Genomic DNA, 16,410 nt, shown 5'->3' with positions numbered 1-16,410 from the left:
AAGTGCTGCGGATAACTTTTACACTACATTTAGATTCTTCTTACCGGATCGGGCATCATCCTGCTCCGCGAATTTGCCCAGAACACTTTCCGCGAGCCTTCCGAACTTGAAGCCCGGACCGGCTATACCGTTATCGGTCAGGTGCCAGCGATCCCAGCCCGTCGACGCAAGAACGTCCTGAAATACTTCGTCGACAAACCCACTTCGGCCGCCGCCGAAGCGATCCGCAATCTGCGGACCTCTGTCCTGCTGTCGAATATCGACAACCCGCCGAAGGTGATCATGTCCACCTCCTCAATCCCGCAGGAGGGTAAGACGACCCAATCGATGGCGCTTGCGCTGAACCTGACCGGACTTGGAAAGCGTGTGCTTTTGATCGAAGGGGACATTCGCCGCCGGATCTTTAGCCAATATTTCGAGCTTCCGAACACAAACGGACTACTGTCTGTATTAGCTGGTAACCTCAGCCTGCAAGATGCGGTCATCCGCATCGACGCTCTTGGTGCCGACGTGCTGATTGGTGAGAAAGCCAAGACCATCGCCGCCGACATTTTCTCGTCTGAACGCTTCGCGATGCTTCTTGAAACCGCCCGCGAGCAATACGACTACATCATCATCGACACGCCCCCGGTTCTGGCCGTGCCGGATGCACGGATCATCGGCAGACATGTCGATGCGATCATCTACACAGTCAAATGGGACAGCACCTCGCACCGGCAGGTGCGTGAGGGCCTCAAGGCGTTCGAAGACGTCAATCTGCGCGTCTCCGGCCTCGTGCTTGGCCAGATCAACGCGCGCGGCATGAAGCGATATGGCTACGGTGACAGTTACGGCGCCTATCACGCCTACTACGCCAATTAGGTTGGGTTAGAGATTATTCTGCCAGAAGATCAGCGATTTTCTCGGCCAGCCATGACGGGTCAACCTCCCTGCCCGTCCGGATGCTAACAGACACGCCAGACTTTGCAGGCTTCACATTGACCTTTAGATCGTTCCGGCTCACTTCTGCGCCCTTTGGCGCGGGTTTCGGCTTGGGCTCTTTCTTCGCCCCTGCCCTGAGCTGTGGGATGATCGTCCGGAACTCGCGTTTCGGGGTATTGGCAATATCCACCTTCGCGACAATCTGATCGTGAAGCTCAACACAGGCCCGCCCCAGGGAAACATCGCCCTGCGGCACGCCCAGACGGTCCGCGATTTCCTCTTGCGTCAGGTCCCCCAGCGCATCGGCGATCAGGCCCACAGACAACAGCTCTTCGAACCCAGACAGGTTCTTGCGCATGGTGTTTTCATGAAAGCGTTCTTCCAGGTCGGCCAGCGCGCGATCCCCGGCCTCGGTCGCGATGACCGCCTTGACCTTGATCCCTAGCGCCTCACAGGCCGCCAGACGCCGCCGACCGGACTGAATGACAAACTGCTCGCCCGACTGCAGCGGATAGTCATGCTGAGGCTTCCAGTCCGCTTTGACGGGTCGCACGCGGATGGGCTGCACCTGACCCCGTCGCCTGATATTATCGACAAGCGCGGCAAACTCCGGATCGTTCTTCCAGTCCCCAACACGGTCCGTGCCCGCCTGATCAATGATCTGGCGTGTTGGCAGTTCCAGCGCCAGCGTGCCACTCATCACACCCTTGGCGATACTCTCACGCGTCTCAGAGAGCCGATGCTTGAGCATGTTCATTGCCGTGCCGCCCCACATGCCGCCCATCGCTGGACCGTCCTCAGCAGGGGCCTCTGGCGCTGGAGTAACCCCGCCTGCGTCAAGTTTGCGTTTACGCGCCATCAGTTCCACCTTTCGTCAATAAAGGCCTGCGCGAAGCCGCGCGGCGGCAGGTGCGGCAGGCAGCGGGTGACCAGCATATCATTGACCGCGTTGGCGTTGGTCATGAAGGCCTTTGCACTGGTGCGCCGGGTACGGGGCGGCAGGTATTCGTAGATGCTCTTGTACTCCTCCGACGCATTGGCGATGGCATCGGACCGGTTATACCAGACCTGACTGATCTCTCGCGGGGAGCGTTTGTAGAGATCAAGGATCTGGTCAAGGTCCTGATTGTTCTGCTCCTGCACGATTGTCGGCAGCACGATGTGTTCCCCCGCCCCTATTTCTAGATCAGATTCAAAGCTCATGATGAAATCCAGATATTCCCCGATGTTGCCCACATAGGTCGACAGCGTTGCCAGATCGAAACCCTTCATTGTCTGCGGGATCACCACCGAATCCGCCGCCACCAAACCGTTCAATTGCATCAGTGTCAGCGAGGGTTGTTGATCAATCACGATCACATCGAGCGTTTCGTTAAGAGCGCTCTCAAACTTCTTTGTATCAAAGCTGCCGTCGGTGCCACGCAGATCCGTCGCCTTGATCTGGGACGGGTGGGCGTCAGCCCATGTGTTGATCGCGTCGCGCAGCACACGGTAGACGGGGATGCGCGCACCCTGTGACAGGAAAAACAGGCTGATGTCACCATTCTGGATGTTCGCGCCACCGGGGATCAATCGGGTGCCAGGCCATGGGGTAGGGCGCCAGATCGCATCGATTTCCTCTGAGGTGCGCTTTGTCAGCTCGGTGCTGCCGGGGTCGTCCACGCCCATGAATTCGGCCAGTGTTGCCGTATCCGGGGAAAAAAGCGGCAGCTCCGCATCAGCGAAATACAGACTGGCGGTCGCCTGCGGGTCCGCATCAATGATGCCCACACGCAGACCGTAGAACAGCGACAGATATTGCGCGAAATGGGCGGCGGTGAGGGATTTGCCCGTGCCGCCCTTTTGCGCGCCAAAGGTGATCACCTTGACCGGATCATCCGCCTGCCGCCAATACAGATGCTCTCGCCTGGCACCGGGACGGCTGGCCAGAATACCCCGGATCTGCATGATCTCGGACGGTGAAAAGCTGCGCTCGCGCCCTGTGCGCTGACCTTCCGGGAAGGCCGGCTCGTCCTTGTCGATCCGCGTCAGGTAGGTCGCGTCGACCGACAGAAACTCGGCTACCTCTGTCATGGAGAACCGGCGAGAGACGCGACTGCGCATCGTCAGATCGCGCTGAAGCTTGGTGTTGACCTGTCCCATCACGCGCCCAAGGTTGCGGATAAACTGTTCGAATTGCCCGTATGCCATGAATTATATCCGCGGATATAGTGTTATTCCGCCACTTTGGCGCGACCAGACGCCAAGAACAAGCTTTGAGAGTGGGCTTCCCAGCGTTTGAGGTAGGACGCAAGCCGTTTCGCCCGTGCTGCCGCGCTGTTTTGCGGTGGCAGGCTCTTGGCGAGACGTTTCAGTTGAAGCAGGGAAGGGGGATTGGCCCAATGCGGCCTCCAAATTTTCTCAAGCGCGCCAAGAAAGGCGCTCACCTGTTCTGAATCGCTGAAACTTGCCCCAAGCCACTGTCTGGCAGCTGGCGAAAGCGCGGCGCCTGAAACCCCCTTTTCTTCAAGAAACTCTGTGAAGGACTGAATTATATCCGCGGATATAATCTGTGGCTGGGCCTCAACGGCGCGAGAGTTCTTCAGCAAATCGTCAGTAGGCCAGGTGTCGAAAGCAGGATAGGGGACACGACCAACGCATCGCTTCCATGCCAAAACTAAATCATCCATCACCGCCTTGGCGGGACTCTGGTTTCTATGATTATAATTTTGAGTTCTTAACGGGCGTTCAGTAGGCTTAACACTGCGTTCAGTGTTCTGGCTCAATTGCTTACGCCATGCGGCCCAGAAAACCACGCGGTACCGCAGACGGTAATTATAGCCATTGGCCATCTTCTGCGTTTCAGTCTCGATCAGGCCTTCTTCGCTCAGTTCCGGGATATACCCGGACACGGCGGCACAGGACCGGCCCAAGCGGTCGCCAAGCTGCGCCAGGGAAGGCCAGCACTGGCCCTCACGGTTCGCCATGCGGCACAATTCTGCCAGCGTGCGGAACGCACCAGGCGTCAGATCAAGCTCGAATACGGACATCGGAAAAGCGACAAATCCCTTCTTAGAGCGGTTCCAGTTTTGATTGAATCAAAGGGGATTCACAGCTGGGCAGTTTTCTGATTCATCCTGTTCAGGAGGATCAGTTTATGCCCAACCCGCTTTCTGTTGATATTCGCGCCCGTTTTGAACGTCTCTTTGCCGAGGGTCTGTCAGGCCGGGAGATTGGCCGCCGCCTTATGATTTCAGCGGCATCTGCCTCTCGGCTGTCGCAGCGGCTGAGGCAGGGGCGATGCCTGACGCCCGCCAAGAACCCGCGGAACACCGGACATGGTCGGCTGGCCCCGTACCATGGCTTCCTGATCGAGTTGATCCGCCAGGACCCGGACATCACGCTTAAGGAACTGCAAGGCGCACTTGCAGATGCGCATGACGTTACCGCGTCTGTTTCCGGCATTGATCAGGCGCTCAAGCGGCTGGGTTACATGTACAAAAAAAGAGCCTCATTGCGGATGAGCGCAAACGCGCAAGGGTAAGGGTAAGGCGCGCCCGCGCCGATTGGTTTGACCATCGCGTCCCGGCGATCAGCACGATGCCTGAACGTGTTGTCTTCCTTGATGAAACATCCGTCAAAACCAACCTGACGCGAACAAGAGGGCGGTCCCTGCGCGGCACCCGGCTGACAGCATCCGCGCCGTTTGGATCGTGGGGTACCCAGACCCTGATTGCCGGGCTGGCGGCCTCCGATCTGGTCACGCCTTGGGTGATCAACGGGGCGATGGACGGCCCCGCATTTGTCGCCTACATCCGCGACGTTCTGATCCCCGAGATCGAGCCAGGCACCGTTGTGATCCTCGATAACCTTGCCACCCATCGGAACAAAGAAGCCGAGGCGGCCCTGCGCGCCCACGGCTGCTGGTTCCTCTTCTTGCCACCCTACAGTCCGGACCTTAACCCGATCGAAATGGCGTTCTCCAAACTGAAAGCCCTTCTGCGCCGTATCGGAGCGCGATCCTTTAACGCCCTCTTCCACGCCCTCAGCGAAATCTGCGAGCTATACACGCCAGACGAATGCTGGAATTACTTTTGCGAGGCAGGATACGCTTCTACGTAAACTGGAACCGATTTAGGGTCCACCATAATTGGTTCATCGACACCCGCTACGAACCCAGTGTTGACCGCGAACGCCGTTGGACTGAAAACATTGTAAACGTGCGTCGTCGTCAAAAACCAATAATATGAGAGCGATCGCAGGAATTGCGCTAACTATTTTGAATGAAAGAGGAATATCGCGGCGGCGTAGGCAGAAGACGCGCACCAATCTCGCGAAAGGCATGCAATCAAATGCTCTAGCCCGCTGGCCTCACAAATTCATAGGGGCGCTTGACCAATCCTGACAATACCTGCAATCGGCATGGGGGCCACCGATGTGCTCAGATCTATTGGCATCTGTACTCCTGTACGAAGCCAAGGCCCTTTTATCGATTGAATTTGTTCACAATTTGACGAAGGTACAGCAGCAATAAATCCTTCAGACCTTGATCAGGGGGCCTTCGTAAGCGGCAAGTTTCTGATCGACGGTCACCAGTTGCATCCCCTCCCCCATCGCCTGCGCCAGCAGCATCCGGTCAAACGGATCACCATGCAGCGGCGGCAAAGAGGCCAGAGCCAGACAATGGCGCCCCTCTATTGCCAGTTCCCGGTAATCATTGCTCAGCAGTCCGGCCCGAAGCACGGAAGCATCGGTCTGAAAATCAGGACGGTTCAAAGATTTCTTAATCGTCACTTCCCACAGGCTGGCCACGCTGAACCACAGGGTGTTGTCCATATCCTTGATCAGGGCATCCGCCTTTGGCGACATCATGTCATCCCGCGCTGCCAGCCAAAGCAACAGATGCGTATCCAGCAGCAGGTTCACCCCCCCTGCCCTTCGAACATATGGCGGATGTCATCGGCGAACATATCGTCAAAGTCTTCCGGCATATCGACCTGACCTTTCAGGAACCCCGTGCGCCTTGGCGCTTCGCTTTCCACCATCACGACCTTGACCAGCGGCTTGCCCGCTTTCGCGATGACAAACGGCTCACCATGCGTGGCGGCTTCAACCAGCTTTGACAAATGTGTCTTTGCTTCATGCATATTGACGGTTTTCATTGCGAACTCCAACTTAGTTTACTCAACTTAGTCAACCACCTGAGTCGAGTCAAACGTCAAAGCGATTCTCTTCAACATTAGTCACTAACACGTCGAAATAGAGTCTATTCAATGGTCAGGGTTATTCGCTTGCCGATAGGGTCGGTTTTACTGATATATAAGAATATCAGTGCATTAATAAGTCTTTTGCGGCCTGAGAGCCACCGACCACAAGATGTTGCGTTTGAGCCCAAAACACCTGAAACTTGAAATCTGTTGCACAAAAGGCTTCTCTTGGCGTAAGAAACGGTAAAGAAGGCGCTACCGAACCAAAGCGTTACTATGAAAGAGGGCAGTTGTGGCAAGTGACGTCACCATCAACGCACGTATTCGTGCGAACGCGGAAACCTTATCCGCCGCACTTGAGCACCACATGCACACAGTGTTCGCGCCCGATGCCCGCAAGGAACTGCGCCTGTTTTCCGCGGGTGAAGCAGCCGATCTGCTCAACATATCCACCAGTTTCCTGCGCAAGCTACATTTTGACGGAAAGATCCCCGATGTCCACATGACACCGGGCGGACGCAGACACTATTCCGCCGAAAACCTCGCTGAAATCCGCAAGATCCTTGAGGCCAGCGCCAAGACCAAGGGCACCTATCTGCGCGGACGTCGCGAGGGCGACAAGCTGCAGGTGCTGTCCTTTCTCAACTTCAAGGGCGGTTCAGGCAAGACCACCAGCGCGATCCACGCCGCGCAGCGCCTGGCCCTCAAGGGATACCGGGTGCTTTGCATTGATGTTGACCCGCAGGCATCGCTCACCACGCTGTTCGGCTACCGTCCGGAGTATGATTTCCTTGATTCCGGCACGATCTATGACGCGATCCGCTACGAAGACCCCCTGCCCCTCTCGGATATCATCCAAAAGACATTCTTTACCGGGATCGACCTCGCCCCCGGCGGGCTGATGCTGCAGGAATTTGAACATGAAACCCCGCAAGCGCTGATCAACAACACGCCGCCCCCGTTTTTCGCCCGGCTGGCAACCGCCATTCAGGAGGTCGAGGCCGACTATGATCTGGTGATCTTCGATTGTCCGCCGCAACTGGGCTATCTGACCATGTCCGCGCTCTGTGCCTCCACCGGCATCCTGATCACCGTGGTGCCCAACATGCTCGACGTCGCCTCGATGTCGCAGTTCCTGCAAATGAGCGCCGATCTGCTTGATGTTGTCTCTAACGCTGGCGCAAGCATGGATTTTGACTTCCTACGGTTCCTCATCAACCGGTACGAACCCAACGATGGCCCCCAGCAGCAGGTGCTTGCCTTCCTTCGACAGCTTTTCGGAGATGAGGTCATGGTGGCATCCATGCTGAAATCCACTGCCATTTCCGATGCCGGTCTGACGCATCAGACAATCTATGAGGTCGACCGCTCACAATTCCACCGCAACACCTACGACCGTGCGATGGATTCACTCAATCTTGTGAATGATGAGATCGAAACGCTTATCCAAAAAGCATGGGGGCGCTGATGGCGCGTAAAGGTATTCTTTCACCCGGACCGGGCACATCGAGCGCCCCTGCCCGCCCCAAACCCGTGAAAGCCCCCCGTGGTGCCGTGGGTGCGCTGCAATCCTCTCTGACCAAACTTCAGGAAAGCGCGGTACAGGAGATCGACGCAGCACTGATCGAAGATGCAGGGTTTGAGGACCGTCTTGGCACCGATCCTGTGGCCCAGCGACAGCTTCAGGAAAGCCTGTCGACGTATGGCCAACAGGTTCCTGTCCTGTTGCGGCCCCACCCCAAGAAACCGGGCCGGTTCGAGATTGTTTATGGCCGCCGCCGCCTTGCCGCGCTCAAGGCATTGGGTCAGCCGGTCAAGGCGATGGTACGTCAGTTGGACGATCATGCGCTGGTGATGGCGCAAGGCCAGGAAAACACCTCGCGGCAGGACCTGTCTTTCATCGAAAAGGCCAGTTTCGCCGCACAGCTCAAAGATGCGGGATATGAACGGCAGACAATCGCGGACGCCCTGTCGATCGATCTGCCAATGCTCAGCCGGATGCTCAAGGTGGGCGAAAGCTTCAGCCTCGATTTCCTGCGCCTGATCGGTTCCGCCCCGGGCATCGGGCGCGACCGCTGGCTGGCCCTGTCCAAGCTGTTCGAAGATCCGGCGGCGAAAAGCCGTGCCAACACCTTTACGCGCTCACCGGATTTTTCCGGCCTCGATTCCGATGCCCGGTTCGACGCCGTCTTTGCCCGCGCCACCGGCAAGGCCGCCCCAAAATCCAAGGCCCCTGCCCCGGACAAGCCGCGCACCCTGCGCAGCACGGATGGCAAGGCAATCGCAGACATCCGCAGCACGAAAAAGGGCGTCACACTCAACGTGACCGCCCGCGCGTCAGAGGGGTTTGACACGTGGTTGAACGACCACGCCGAAACCCTGCTGCAAGAAATCCACGACCGCTGGCAAAAAGAGCGTTCGTGAGAGGTGAGGAAATAAAACAACAAGGAGGCACGACAACAAGGCGGCAAAAGAAAAGCCCCCCAGGATACATCCCAGAAGGCCATTCTCACTCTTTGCACCTTTGAGATAGCCCCAATGATTCGTCTGTGTCAACTCTGCCTGTAGGGCAGGGGGCAGGAAACTGTTGTCTTTCGTGAAATTTACATGAAACACGCGTCCCAAATCCAATTTGGGCGGCCAGTAGAGGCTGTTCAAAACCCATCGCCCCAGGAAGGTCCGGACAAATGGGAACTCCTCAAATCCCTGACTGACACGGCAGGTGAATTCGATCTGTCACACCGCACATTGTCCGTGCTCAAGGCGTTGCTGACGTTCTTGCCCACGCGGCATATTCCGCGCGGCCTCGCAGCGGTCGTTTTCCCATCCAACAAGACATTGTCTGACCGCCTGTCCGGGATGCCGGAAAGCACGCTGAGGCGCCATCTGACCAAACTGGTGCAGTCTGGCATTGTCAGCCGGCAAGACAGCCCGAACCGCAAGCGCTATGCACGGCACGTCGGGGCAGGGGTCGCGATTGCCTATGGCTTTGATCTCGCTCCTCTGGCCGCCATGCACACCGATCTGACCACCCTCGCACAACGCGCCCGCGCAAAACGTGACCAGCTCCTTGCCCTGCGGGACCGCGTGCTTTGCTTGCGCGCCGCTGTGATCGACCTTCAGGGCCAAAGCCCGTTGACGGACCACATCGCGAGGCTTGCACGCAGGAAGCCGGAGGAAGAGGCGCTGATGAAGGCCCATCAAGACCTGACCGACCTTGTGGATAACCATCCCACATCAGCCCCTGAAGCAAACGAACTGAGCACCAGTGACAACCAGAATGAGCGGCACATACAGAATGAACTTAAATATGATTTAGACCCTGAAGGGACAGACACTCAGATGGCGGCACATGCTGAACGCTTTGATGCTGAGAATGGAAAGATGATTTCACTCGCTGAAGTGATCGAACGTTGTCAGGCGTACAAGGGGTTCTTTCCTAACATTGTCCGCTCTTGGCGCGATATCATTTCGATATCTGACCGTCTGGCACCGATGGTAGGGATCGACCAGCCGGTGATGCATCAGGCAAAGAAAACCATGGGCGCAGAGGCGACAGCCGTTGTCATTCTGTGCATTTTGGAGAAGATGGAAAGCATCCGCAGTCCCGGCGCCTACCTGCGCCACCTGATCAAAGTCGCCATGTCAGGGAATTTCAGCATTCTGCCGATGTTGCGGGCCGTGAAATCAGGAAATTGTCAGCTGACAACTTGAAAAATGCCATATTATCAATATATTAGTTGTACACCGCCCGCAATATAGCCCCCTTATCGGGCGCGCTCAATGTTTCCACAGGGCCGACAAAGTGTGGCTTTTTTGTATTTTGTTGCGCACGTCCAACTTTGGCCACATTTACATGTGAGCAATATTGGTACAGCATTAATGCGTCCCCCGCTTCTCTCACGTGGGGCTCTCCGCCAGAAGGCGAGATACCTTTCCTGTCTGTCCACAGGGCACGCAGCACAGAAAGTGGATCAGCCATCGGGCTGATGTTGAAAGAATGAAGTTTCTTCTCGTTGATGACGATCCTATCGCGCTGGATTTGCTGAGCAACATCCTGATCGGTTGCGGGTACGAAGACTTGGTTTGCGCGCGGAGTGGGAATGAAGCCCTCCAGCATCTCAAATTGCGCCAAACCCCCTTCGACTGTCTCATGCTTGATTTGCGGATACCTGATATCGACGGCATCAAGCTGTGCCGGACGGTGCGTCAGTTCAAGGAATACGAGAAGACACCGATCATGATGATCACAGTCGCCAGAGAAGAAGAGCTTATCGCATCGGCGTTCTCGGCTGGCGCCACCGATTACATCTTCAAACCTTTCGACGTTGTGGAGCTGATGAAGCGGGTCCGCATCGCGGAAATCATTGAGGACCCGGTTCAGGCACGCGAACTGGCACTGGTCAGATCAGGCCAGCAAGGCCAAGAGCAGTTCACCGAAAGCATGCTGACACGGCTGAAAGTGGACCGCGATTCCAATCTGAACCGGCCGCATTCAAAGCTGTCTCAGGCTTTCCAGCAGACTGCACGATACTCAACGCTTTTGCCGAAAGCACTTCGGTATCTGTTTATGAATGGCAACCTACGACAAATCACTAAACTACTGACAAGCGCCAAACCTGATCGCAAGGGGGGAGACACCTAGATCAGGTAAAGCGCTACGACAGAAAAAAAAAGAAACACGAGCAAAAAAGAAAACCGCACAAACAGCCACCAAAAGGCGACGGGCGGGCATACAGGTTCAAACGGCAGGCACATCCGGATCCCGAAGAAGTCCACAAGAGACTTCGTCACAAAATCCCACCCCGCTTTGTCCTACGTATGTGAGAAAAAGAAAGCAGACGAGGCAGGTATGACATCGCAGCAGGCGCTACAGAACGACAAGCTACAGCTGCTCCAGGCAGGGCTTGCAAGACTCAAGCTGGAGTTCATTGAAACACTGAAGGGCCGGGTCGCAGAACTCGATAGCCTGATGGATGAACTCTATGAGGAAGACGTCGACGTTGAAGCCGTTGTCGAGACAATATGTCAGCACGCGCACAAGCTGCATGGTCAAGCAGGCGCGTTTGGCTTTAACGACGTCGGCGCGAAAGCAGCCCAGCTTGAACAAGAGATCCTGAACGCCCAAGAAGGCGCGAAACCCCTCAACACCGAGGTTGTTGAGGCCCACTTGGCAGCATTGCTTGATCAGATCGAAGCAAGCCTGGATGCGGTCTGAGCGCCGTGTTTACCCCCATGTCATCTGTGTTCCGCATCGGTCAGGGCTTTGTCTTGGCCTTGATCCTTACGGCGCTGTCTGTCCTGGCCACACCCTCGCGTGCACAGGAGACAAGCCCACAGCCCATCAAACAGTTGACCTTGGGTATACTTGCCACCGAAGGGGCCACCCGTGCGCTGGAAGCATGGACGCCGACCCAAGGGCTTCTCAATCGTGCGGCATCTGCCCAGAACCTTCCGTATCGCTTCAAGATTGAACCGCATACCGATACGTCGCTGATCAGCGGTTTGGGCGAAGGCAATATTGACTTGCTTTTGGGCGACCCCGCCGCTTTCGTCGTGGCAGAGGTAGAGGAGGGCGTGCGCGCGTTGCTTTCCGTAGCCCACATGTGGGACGGGACGACTTATGACCGCACAGGCGCGGTTGTTTTTGTTCGAAATGACAGCGGCATCCGCCAGTTTAATGACATCGCTGGCGAAAGGATTATGGGCGTCACTGCGAACGAATTGACGGGCTGGCAACTGGCCCTGCAAGAGTTCCGCAAATACCGCCTCAGCCCAGACGACATGGCTGCTGATGTGCTGTTTTCCGGCGGCAACCAGCGCGAGGTCGTCTATGCTGTGCAGAATGACCTTGTCGACGTCGGAGTGATCCGTGCAGGGGTACTGGAATACCTTGCCCAGCAAGGCGCGATATCGCTTGATGACTTTCGTCCGATCCAACCAATTGTGCACGAGGGCTATCCGTTCTGGGCCAGCACGCCGCTGTATCCTGACTGGGTGATGGCGGCGATGCCTGACGTACCCGAGGATGCCCTTGCGCTGTTGATTGAAACCTTGCTCAATGTCACTCCAAGCAACGTTGAATCCCAGGCGGCAAACGGTGTTCTCTGGCAAGCGCCGCAGAACTATCAGGCGGTGCATGAGTTGCTGATCTCTTTGCGTGCGCGGCCTTATGAGAACTATCTCCGGCAGGCGGCAACGCGGATTTATCTTGCGTACAAATGGCCTGTGATCGGGCTTTCAGCGCTAATCCTTCTGTCGCTCGTGCTGTTGGGATATGCGCTGCTCCGCAATGCCAGCCTTGCCGAGGCGCGCAAGAACGTCCTGCAGTCAGAGGTGCGCTCAAAGCAGTTTTATCGCAATGCGATTGAGGATCACACGGTGTTCTGCATGCTGACCAAAGACGGCATCATCTCACATATGAACGAACAGTTCGTTACGGCGCTCAAGCGCAGCCGCAACAGCCTGATGAACACGCCACTGGCCGAGATCATGAAGGAAACCAACCGGCAGATGCTGGAGGGCGAGATCATGGCCGCGATGAACGCCGGTGTGCCGTGGCAGGGTGCATTGCAGTTGACCAAACAGGACGGCAAGAGCGCGTGGGTCCAAAGCACGTTCATTCCCGTCACCGGCACCTCGCGCAAGCTGAGCGAGATTGCCATCGTCGCGTCCGATGTGACCAGTACACGCAAAGGCGTGTCCGAGACCCGCTTTAATGACACGCTTGAGCTGATCCAAGATCAGATCGTGGTGATGCGCCCCGTCAGCCTTGAAATTACCTACGCCAACACCGCTGCGGTGCAGACCCTTTTTGAAGACCGGGTTGGAGGCACCTGGAAAGGCAAGAAGGCCGGGGATTTCATTATGGAGAAAGATCTGCAAACCCTGAAAATGCGTTGCGAGGCTATCGAGATGGGTCCACAGCGGCGCATCACTTGGGAGGCAGCGGGCAAGAACGACGTCACCTATGAAATCAGCCTCGAATACGTGCAGCCAGAACAGGATGAACCGCGTCTCATCGCCATTTACCGTGACGTGTCAGAGCGCAAGATCATCGAACGGGCCAAGAACGAATTTATCGCTACCGTCAGCCACGAGCTGCGCACGCCGCTGACCTCAATCAAAGGCGCGCTGGGGCTGGCCATGTCCGGCGCCGTAGGCGAGATGCCCGAGAAGATGGGTGGCGTTGTCGACATGGCAGCGACCAGCTGTGACCGCCTTGTGGTACTGATCAACGATATCCTTGATCTGGAAAAGATTGAATCCGGCAAGATGGATTTCCAGATGCAGTTGTTCGACATTGATCAGCTTGTGACCGACGCGTTGCAATCCAATGCCTTCTACGCCGAGAAATTCAATGTCAGCATCGACCGGCTTCCGCAGCCCGAAGATGAAAGCTATATGACATATGGCGACCCGGCGCGCCTGACGCAGGTGATGGACAACCTAATTTCAAACGCGGCGAAGTTTTCCAAGACAGGCACCAAGATCGAGGTCGGGCTGTCGCGCAAGGCCGATCGTCTGCGCATCACCATCCGGGACTTTGGTGATGGTATCCCCGAAAAGGCGCAGCCCACGATCTTTGAGAAATTTACGCAGGCTGACAGTTCTGACACCCGGTCGAAGGGCGGGACTGGGCTTGGGCTTTCGATCGTAAAACTGATTGTCGAACACCATCAGGGCCGGGTGTCTTTCGTCAGCAAAGAAGGCGTTGGCACAGAATTCTTTGTGGATCTGCCAATGGTAGATGGTGAGAAAGTTATTCCGATCCCACGTATCGCCGAGGAAAGCGACCTGCCGGTCGCATTCTCCAACGGGGCTGCGCTTTCGCTTGCGGACGCGCCAGAGACGCCAGTCCAAGAGGTTGTTCACCGCCTGCTGGACCTGAGCCGCAAATCGGGCCTTGAGGCAAAGTCCGAGGTTGCGCAGGTTACGGTAAAGCAGCTGGCCAAGGGCCGCGGTGTCGTTGGGAATTCTTCTGCGATGACATGGCTTGGGGCAGGGCAGCGCGGCGTTCTGAGCGATCTTATCAAAGCAGACAGCATGGATGACCGCGATGTTTGCGTGATCGAGTTCAGTCAGGCCGCTGATCCCGCAAATACCATCACCAAACGCAACATGGCGTCGACCACACTGATGCAGGACTGGTTGGCGGCATGCAGCGATCTGATGGATCAAGCCGGCACCCCAGCGGTTGCAGCGATCACCGGGGACGCGGCACTCCAGACCTGGTTGAAAAAGCAGGGCATAGAAACCTTTGATGAGAGCGCGCAGGCTTTTGCGCACTCGGGCTGGGCAAACGTCGATCTGCTTGCGCAGTTCGGATCAATGAATGACGGCGCCACAATGGCGCTTTACCCCAAGTCAAACAGCAAACTGCCGCCGGAGTGGCCGATGGTGCTGATCGTGTCGCGCATGGAAGAAGCCCAAAGCGGACGCGGCGTGGTGTCGAAGTTTTCAAGCGGCGGAGGCGGGCGGGGACGCCGCAGAGCGTAGCAAGTAAGAGGGCAGGTAAATTGAGCAGGAGCATGAGAACAAGATGACAGAGCTGACGAAAATTTTGCATCTGGAAGACGATCCGGAGATCTTGCAGATCACGGGAATGGCGCTGGAACTTATTGGCGGCTTTACCATCGAGCAGGTCGATCGGGGCGAGAAGGCGCTTGATGTCATCGAGGCTTTTGCGCCGCAGCTGATCCTGAGCGACGTGCAGATGCCGGGACTGACGGGACCAGAAACCCTTGTCGAAATCCGCAAGATACCGGGGTACGAGAATGTTCCGGCTGTCTATTTGACCGCACGGTTGATGGATGGCGGGGATAGTTTGCTGGTGCATCCGATGGATCTGGATGTGGTTGGAAAACCGTTCGATCCGACGACGCTGGCTGACGATCTGCGCAAGATCTGGGCAAAGGGCTGGTCCGCAGCCGCCTGAGCAGGCCTGTTAAGGCTTAGCGGTCTGCGCGTTTCGGCCAAGCACGAACAACGCGCGGCCCGCATCATCCATCTGTGCGATTTCCGCGCGCTGTTTTTCCTGCTCCACTTCCTGCTCTACCCGGCCCAGGACGACTTCTCTCGTCTTGACCTCCCGGAATGCGTTCATCAGCCTTGCTTCGGCAAGAACGGCCTTTTCCTCGATCTTGTCCTGTTCTTCTGTCCAGTGCGATTGCTGGGTTTCAACCGATTGCAGATAGGCGGGCAGATAGGGCCGTGTGTCGTCCGTGCTGGTCCTGGCTTCCTGAATGGAAACAGCCTTGAGCCGGTCTTTCTGCGTTTCAAGTTCTGCCTGCTCGGCCCGCAGCGCGGAAAGCTCCGCACCGATGGCCTCCATCTGGTGGCGTGTGATCCGCTCCATCAGGCGTAACGCCTTGAGACGATCACGGACTGCCATGGGTCAAGCGGCCTGTGGCATGCTTTGACGGGCTTCTTCCATCTCGTAAAAGCTGGGCTGCAGCGATGTCGGGATGTTGCCGCGTCCGATTTCGGTGCAGATCGCAGGTGAGTGGTTGTGCAGAATGGCGATAAAGATATCCCGGATCACCGAGTAATACATGCCGTCCTGCTCCTCGATCGCCTCAAGCCGGTTCGCGAGAGGCGAGACAAAGCAGTACGCGAGGAAAACACCCAGAAACGTACCCACAAGCGCGCCACCGATCATAGCACCCAGCACGGCGGGTGGCTTGTCGATGGAGGCCATGGTCTTGATCACGCCCAAAACCGCTGCAACAATCCCGATGGCAGGCAGGGCATCAGAGACAGTGGTCAGCCCGTGAGGGGCGGTGAGCGCCTCGTGATGGTGTTTCTTGAGCTTGCGGTTGATCACATCTTCGGTCTGATAGGGGTCATCGAACTGAAGCGCCAGCATCCGGAAACTGTCTGTGATCAGGTCCACGGCAAAGTGGTCCTTCTGAAGCTTTGGATATTGCGAGAAGATGCTGCTTTCTTTCGGGTTTTCAATATGTTCATCCAAAGACAGCATGCCGTCCTGCTGATACATCTTGGCCAGCGTGAACATCAGGTTCAGCAGATCAATGTAGTCTGCGCTTTTCCACTTGGGGCCTTTGAATGCCTTGACCATCGCTTTGCCGGCACCAAGAAGATTGCCAAAGGAATTCGCGGCGATGAAGGATCCCAAAGCCGCGCCGCCGATCATCATCCCTTCGAAGGGGAGAGCATGCATGATGATGCCCATGTCGCCGCCAGACAGCATGTATCCGCCAAAGACCATGCCCAACACAACGATAAAGCCGATAATAATCGTCATTTCTTTGCCTGCTCTTCTGGTTTTTTCTGACTATAC

General features: G+C 56.6%; 17 protein-coding genes. 9 read left to right on the top strand and 8 right to left on the bottom strand.

The genetic code is table 11. The features are described 5' to 3' along the window. Positions 1-141 precede the first annotated feature (141 nt). Complete coding sequence (locus GV827_RS15860) at positions 142-861, top strand: CpsD/CapB family tyrosine-protein kinase (RefSeq protein WP_328823166.1); 720 nt, start codon at positions 142-144, stop codon at positions 859-861. 13 nt (positions 862-874) lie between these two features. On the opposite strand, the gene GV827_RS15855 is transcribed toward GV827_RS15860, so the two are convergent. The 3 genes from GV827_RS15855 to GV827_RS15845 are packed head-to-tail and all read right to left on the bottom strand — an operon-like array spanning position 875 to position 3,950. Continuing rightward, entirely contained in the window at positions 875-1,780 is a 906-nt protein-coding gene (locus GV827_RS15855; protein WP_164354787.1) for a ParB/RepB/Spo0J family partition protein, read from the bottom strand. Then, complete coding sequence (locus GV827_RS15850) at positions 1,780-3,111, bottom strand: AAA family ATPase (RefSeq protein ID WP_164354786.1); 1,332 nt, start codon at positions 3,109-3,111, stop codon at positions 1,780-1,782. The genes GV827_RS15855 and GV827_RS15850 overlap by 1 nt, the downstream gene beginning before the upstream one ends. 23 nt (positions 3,112-3,134) lie before the next feature. Then, positions 3,135-3,950: a helix-turn-helix domain-containing protein gene (locus GV827_RS15845; protein WP_164354785.1), complete on the bottom strand. Its 816-nt coding sequence runs from the start codon at positions 3,948-3,950 to the stop codon at positions 3,135-3,137. Positions 3,951-4,057: 107 nt separating this feature from the next. On the opposite strand from GV827_RS15845, the gene GV827_RS15840 reads away from it, so the two are divergent. After that, positions 4,058-5,022, top strand: a protein-coding gene (locus tag GV827_RS15840) for an IS630 family transposase (protein WP_204325919.1) whose coding sequence is annotated in 2 segments (ribosomal slippage) — positions 4,058-4,399 and positions 4,402-5,022 — 963 coding nt in all. Because the reading frame shifts where the segments join, the coding sequence is not laid out codon by codon here. A gap of 417 nt (positions 5,023-5,439) precedes the next feature. Here the strand turns inward: GV827_RS15840 and GV827_RS15835 are convergent. Continuing rightward, positions 5,440-5,826 (bottom strand): type II toxin-antitoxin system VapC family toxin, encoded by a 387-nt coding sequence (locus tag GV827_RS15835; protein ID WP_164354784.1) that lies wholly within the window; start codon positions 5,824-5,826, stop codon positions 5,440-5,442. Continuing rightward, positions 5,823-6,062 carry a type II toxin-antitoxin system Phd/YefM family antitoxin gene (locus GV827_RS15830; protein ID WP_164354783.1) on the bottom strand — a complete coding sequence of 80 codons (240 nt, stop codon included), beginning with the start codon at positions 6,060-6,062 and terminating at the stop codon, positions 5,823-5,825. Before GV827_RS15830 ends, GV827_RS15835 begins: the two co-directional genes overlap by 4 nt. Positions 6,063-6,474: 412 nt before the next feature. Here GV827_RS15830 and repA point away from each other — a divergent pair, with 412 nt between their 5' ends. From repA to repC, 3 genes are all read left to right on the top strand, one after another. Beyond that, a complete protein-coding gene (gene repA / locus GV827_RS15825; protein ID WP_235930398.1) occupies positions 6,475-7,575 on the top strand; it encodes a plasmid partitioning protein RepA in 1,101 nt (366 codons plus the stop codon). Next, positions 7,575-8,531: a plasmid partitioning protein RepB gene (gene repB / locus GV827_RS15820; protein ID WP_164354781.1), complete on the top strand. Its 957-nt coding sequence runs from the start codon at positions 7,575-7,577 to the stop codon at positions 8,529-8,531. The genes repA and repB overlap by 1 nt, the downstream gene beginning before the upstream one ends. Positions 8,532-8,714: 183 nt before the next feature. After that, positions 8,715-9,821 (top strand): plasmid replication protein RepC, encoded by a 1,107-nt coding sequence (gene repC / locus GV827_RS15815; RefSeq protein WP_164354780.1) that lies wholly within the window; start codon positions 8,715-8,717, stop codon positions 9,819-9,821. 22 nt (positions 9,822-9,843) lie between these two features. On the opposite strand, the gene GV827_RS15810 is transcribed toward repC, so the two are convergent. Continuing rightward, a complete protein-coding gene (locus tag GV827_RS15810) occupies positions 9,844-10,227 on the bottom strand; it encodes a hypothetical protein (RefSeq protein WP_164354672.1) in 384 nt (127 codons plus the stop codon). Between GV827_RS15810 and GV827_RS15805 the strand changes: the two genes are divergently transcribed. The 4 genes from GV827_RS15805 (at position 10,108) to GV827_RS15790 (ending at position 15,045) form a co-directional block, all read left to right on the top strand. Then, positions 10,108-10,752 (top strand): response regulator, encoded by a 645-nt coding sequence (locus GV827_RS15805; protein ID WP_164354779.1) that lies wholly within the window; start codon positions 10,108-10,110, stop codon positions 10,750-10,752. The genes GV827_RS15810 and GV827_RS15805 overlap by 120 nt on opposite strands. A 207-nt stretch (positions 10,753-10,959) precedes the next feature. After that, on the top strand, positions 10,960-11,325 hold the full coding sequence (locus GV827_RS15800; RefSeq protein WP_164354778.1) for an Hpt domain-containing protein: 366 nt from the start codon (positions 10,960-10,962) through the stop codon (positions 11,323-11,325). A 5-nt stretch (positions 11,326-11,330) separates the two neighbouring features. Continuing rightward, positions 11,331-14,606 carry a PhnD/SsuA/transferrin family substrate-binding protein gene (locus GV827_RS15795; protein WP_204325918.1) on the top strand — a complete coding sequence of 1,092 codons (3,276 nt, stop codon included), beginning with the start codon at positions 11,331-11,333 and terminating at the stop codon, positions 14,604-14,606. A 43-nt stretch (positions 14,607-14,649) separates the two neighbouring features. After that, entirely contained in the window at positions 14,650-15,045 is a 396-nt protein-coding gene (locus tag GV827_RS15790) for a response regulator (RefSeq protein WP_164354776.1), read from the top strand. Positions 15,046-15,054: 9 nt separating this feature from the next. Here GV827_RS15790 and GV827_RS15785 read toward each other — a convergent pair whose 3' ends face one another. Together GV827_RS15785 and motA are read right to left on the bottom strand one after the other, a co-directional pair. Continuing rightward, complete coding sequence (locus tag GV827_RS15785) at positions 15,055-15,501, bottom strand: flagellar motor protein (protein WP_164354775.1); 447 nt, start codon at positions 15,499-15,501, stop codon at positions 15,055-15,057. Between the two features lie 3 nt (positions 15,502-15,504). After that, positions 15,505-16,374 carry a flagellar motor stator protein MotA gene (motA, locus tag GV827_RS15780; protein ID WP_164354774.1) on the bottom strand — a complete coding sequence of 290 codons (870 nt, stop codon included), beginning with the start codon at positions 16,372-16,374 and terminating at the stop codon, positions 15,505-15,507. Between the last annotated feature and the right edge of the window lie 36 nt (positions 16,375-16,410).

Source organism: Sulfitobacter sediminilitoris, assembly GCF_010667575.1.
In the GTDB taxonomy this organism is placed as follows: domain Bacteria; phylum Pseudomonadota; class Alphaproteobacteria; order Rhodobacterales; family Rhodobacteraceae; genus Sulfitobacter; species Sulfitobacter sediminilitoris.
This window is presented reverse-complemented; position numbering and strand designations above follow the sequence as displayed.

Coding starts and splice junctions, on each gene's coding strand:
- GV827_RS15855 (WP_164354787.1), bottom strand. CDS start 1,780: ATGGCGCGTAAACGCAAACTTGACGCAGGCGGGGTTACTCCAGCGCCA.
- GV827_RS15850 (WP_164354786.1), bottom strand. CDS start 3,111: ATGGCATACGGGCAATTCGAACAGTTTATCCGCAACCTTGGGCGCGTG.
- GV827_RS15845 (WP_164354785.1), bottom strand. CDS start 3,950: ATGTCCGTATTCGAGCTTGATCTGACGCCTGGTGCGTTCCGCACGCTG.
- GV827_RS15830 (WP_164354783.1), bottom strand. CDS start 6,062: ATGAAAACCGTCAATATGCATGAAGCAAAGACACATTTGTCAAAGCTG.
- repA (WP_235930398.1), top strand. CDS start 6,475: ATGCACACAGTGTTCGCGCCCGATGCCCGCAAGGAACTGCGCCTGTTT.
- repB (WP_164354781.1), top strand. CDS start 7,575: ATGGCGCGTAAAGGTATTCTTTCACCCGGACCGGGCACATCGAGCGCC.
- repC (WP_164354780.1), top strand. CDS start 8,715: ATGAAACACGCGTCCCAAATCCAATTTGGGCGGCCAGTAGAGGCTGTT.
- GV827_RS15805 (WP_164354779.1), top strand. CDS start 10,108: ATGAAGTTTCTTCTCGTTGATGACGATCCTATCGCGCTGGATTTGCTG.
- GV827_RS15810 (WP_164354672.1), bottom strand. CDS start 10,227: ATGCTGGAGGGCTTCATTCCCACTCCGCGCGCAAACCAAGTCTTCGTA.
- GV827_RS15800 (WP_164354778.1), top strand. CDS start 10,960: ATGACATCGCAGCAGGCGCTACAGAACGACAAGCTACAGCTGCTCCAG.
- GV827_RS15790 (WP_164354776.1), top strand. CDS start 14,650: ATGACAGAGCTGACGAAAATTTTGCATCTGGAAGACGATCCGGAGATC.
- GV827_RS15785 (WP_164354775.1), bottom strand. CDS start 15,501: ATGGCAGTCCGTGATCGTCTCAAGGCGTTACGCCTGATGGAGCGGATC.
- motA (WP_164354774.1), bottom strand. CDS start 16,374: ATGACGATTATTATCGGCTTTATCGTTGTGTTGGGCATGGTCTTTGGC.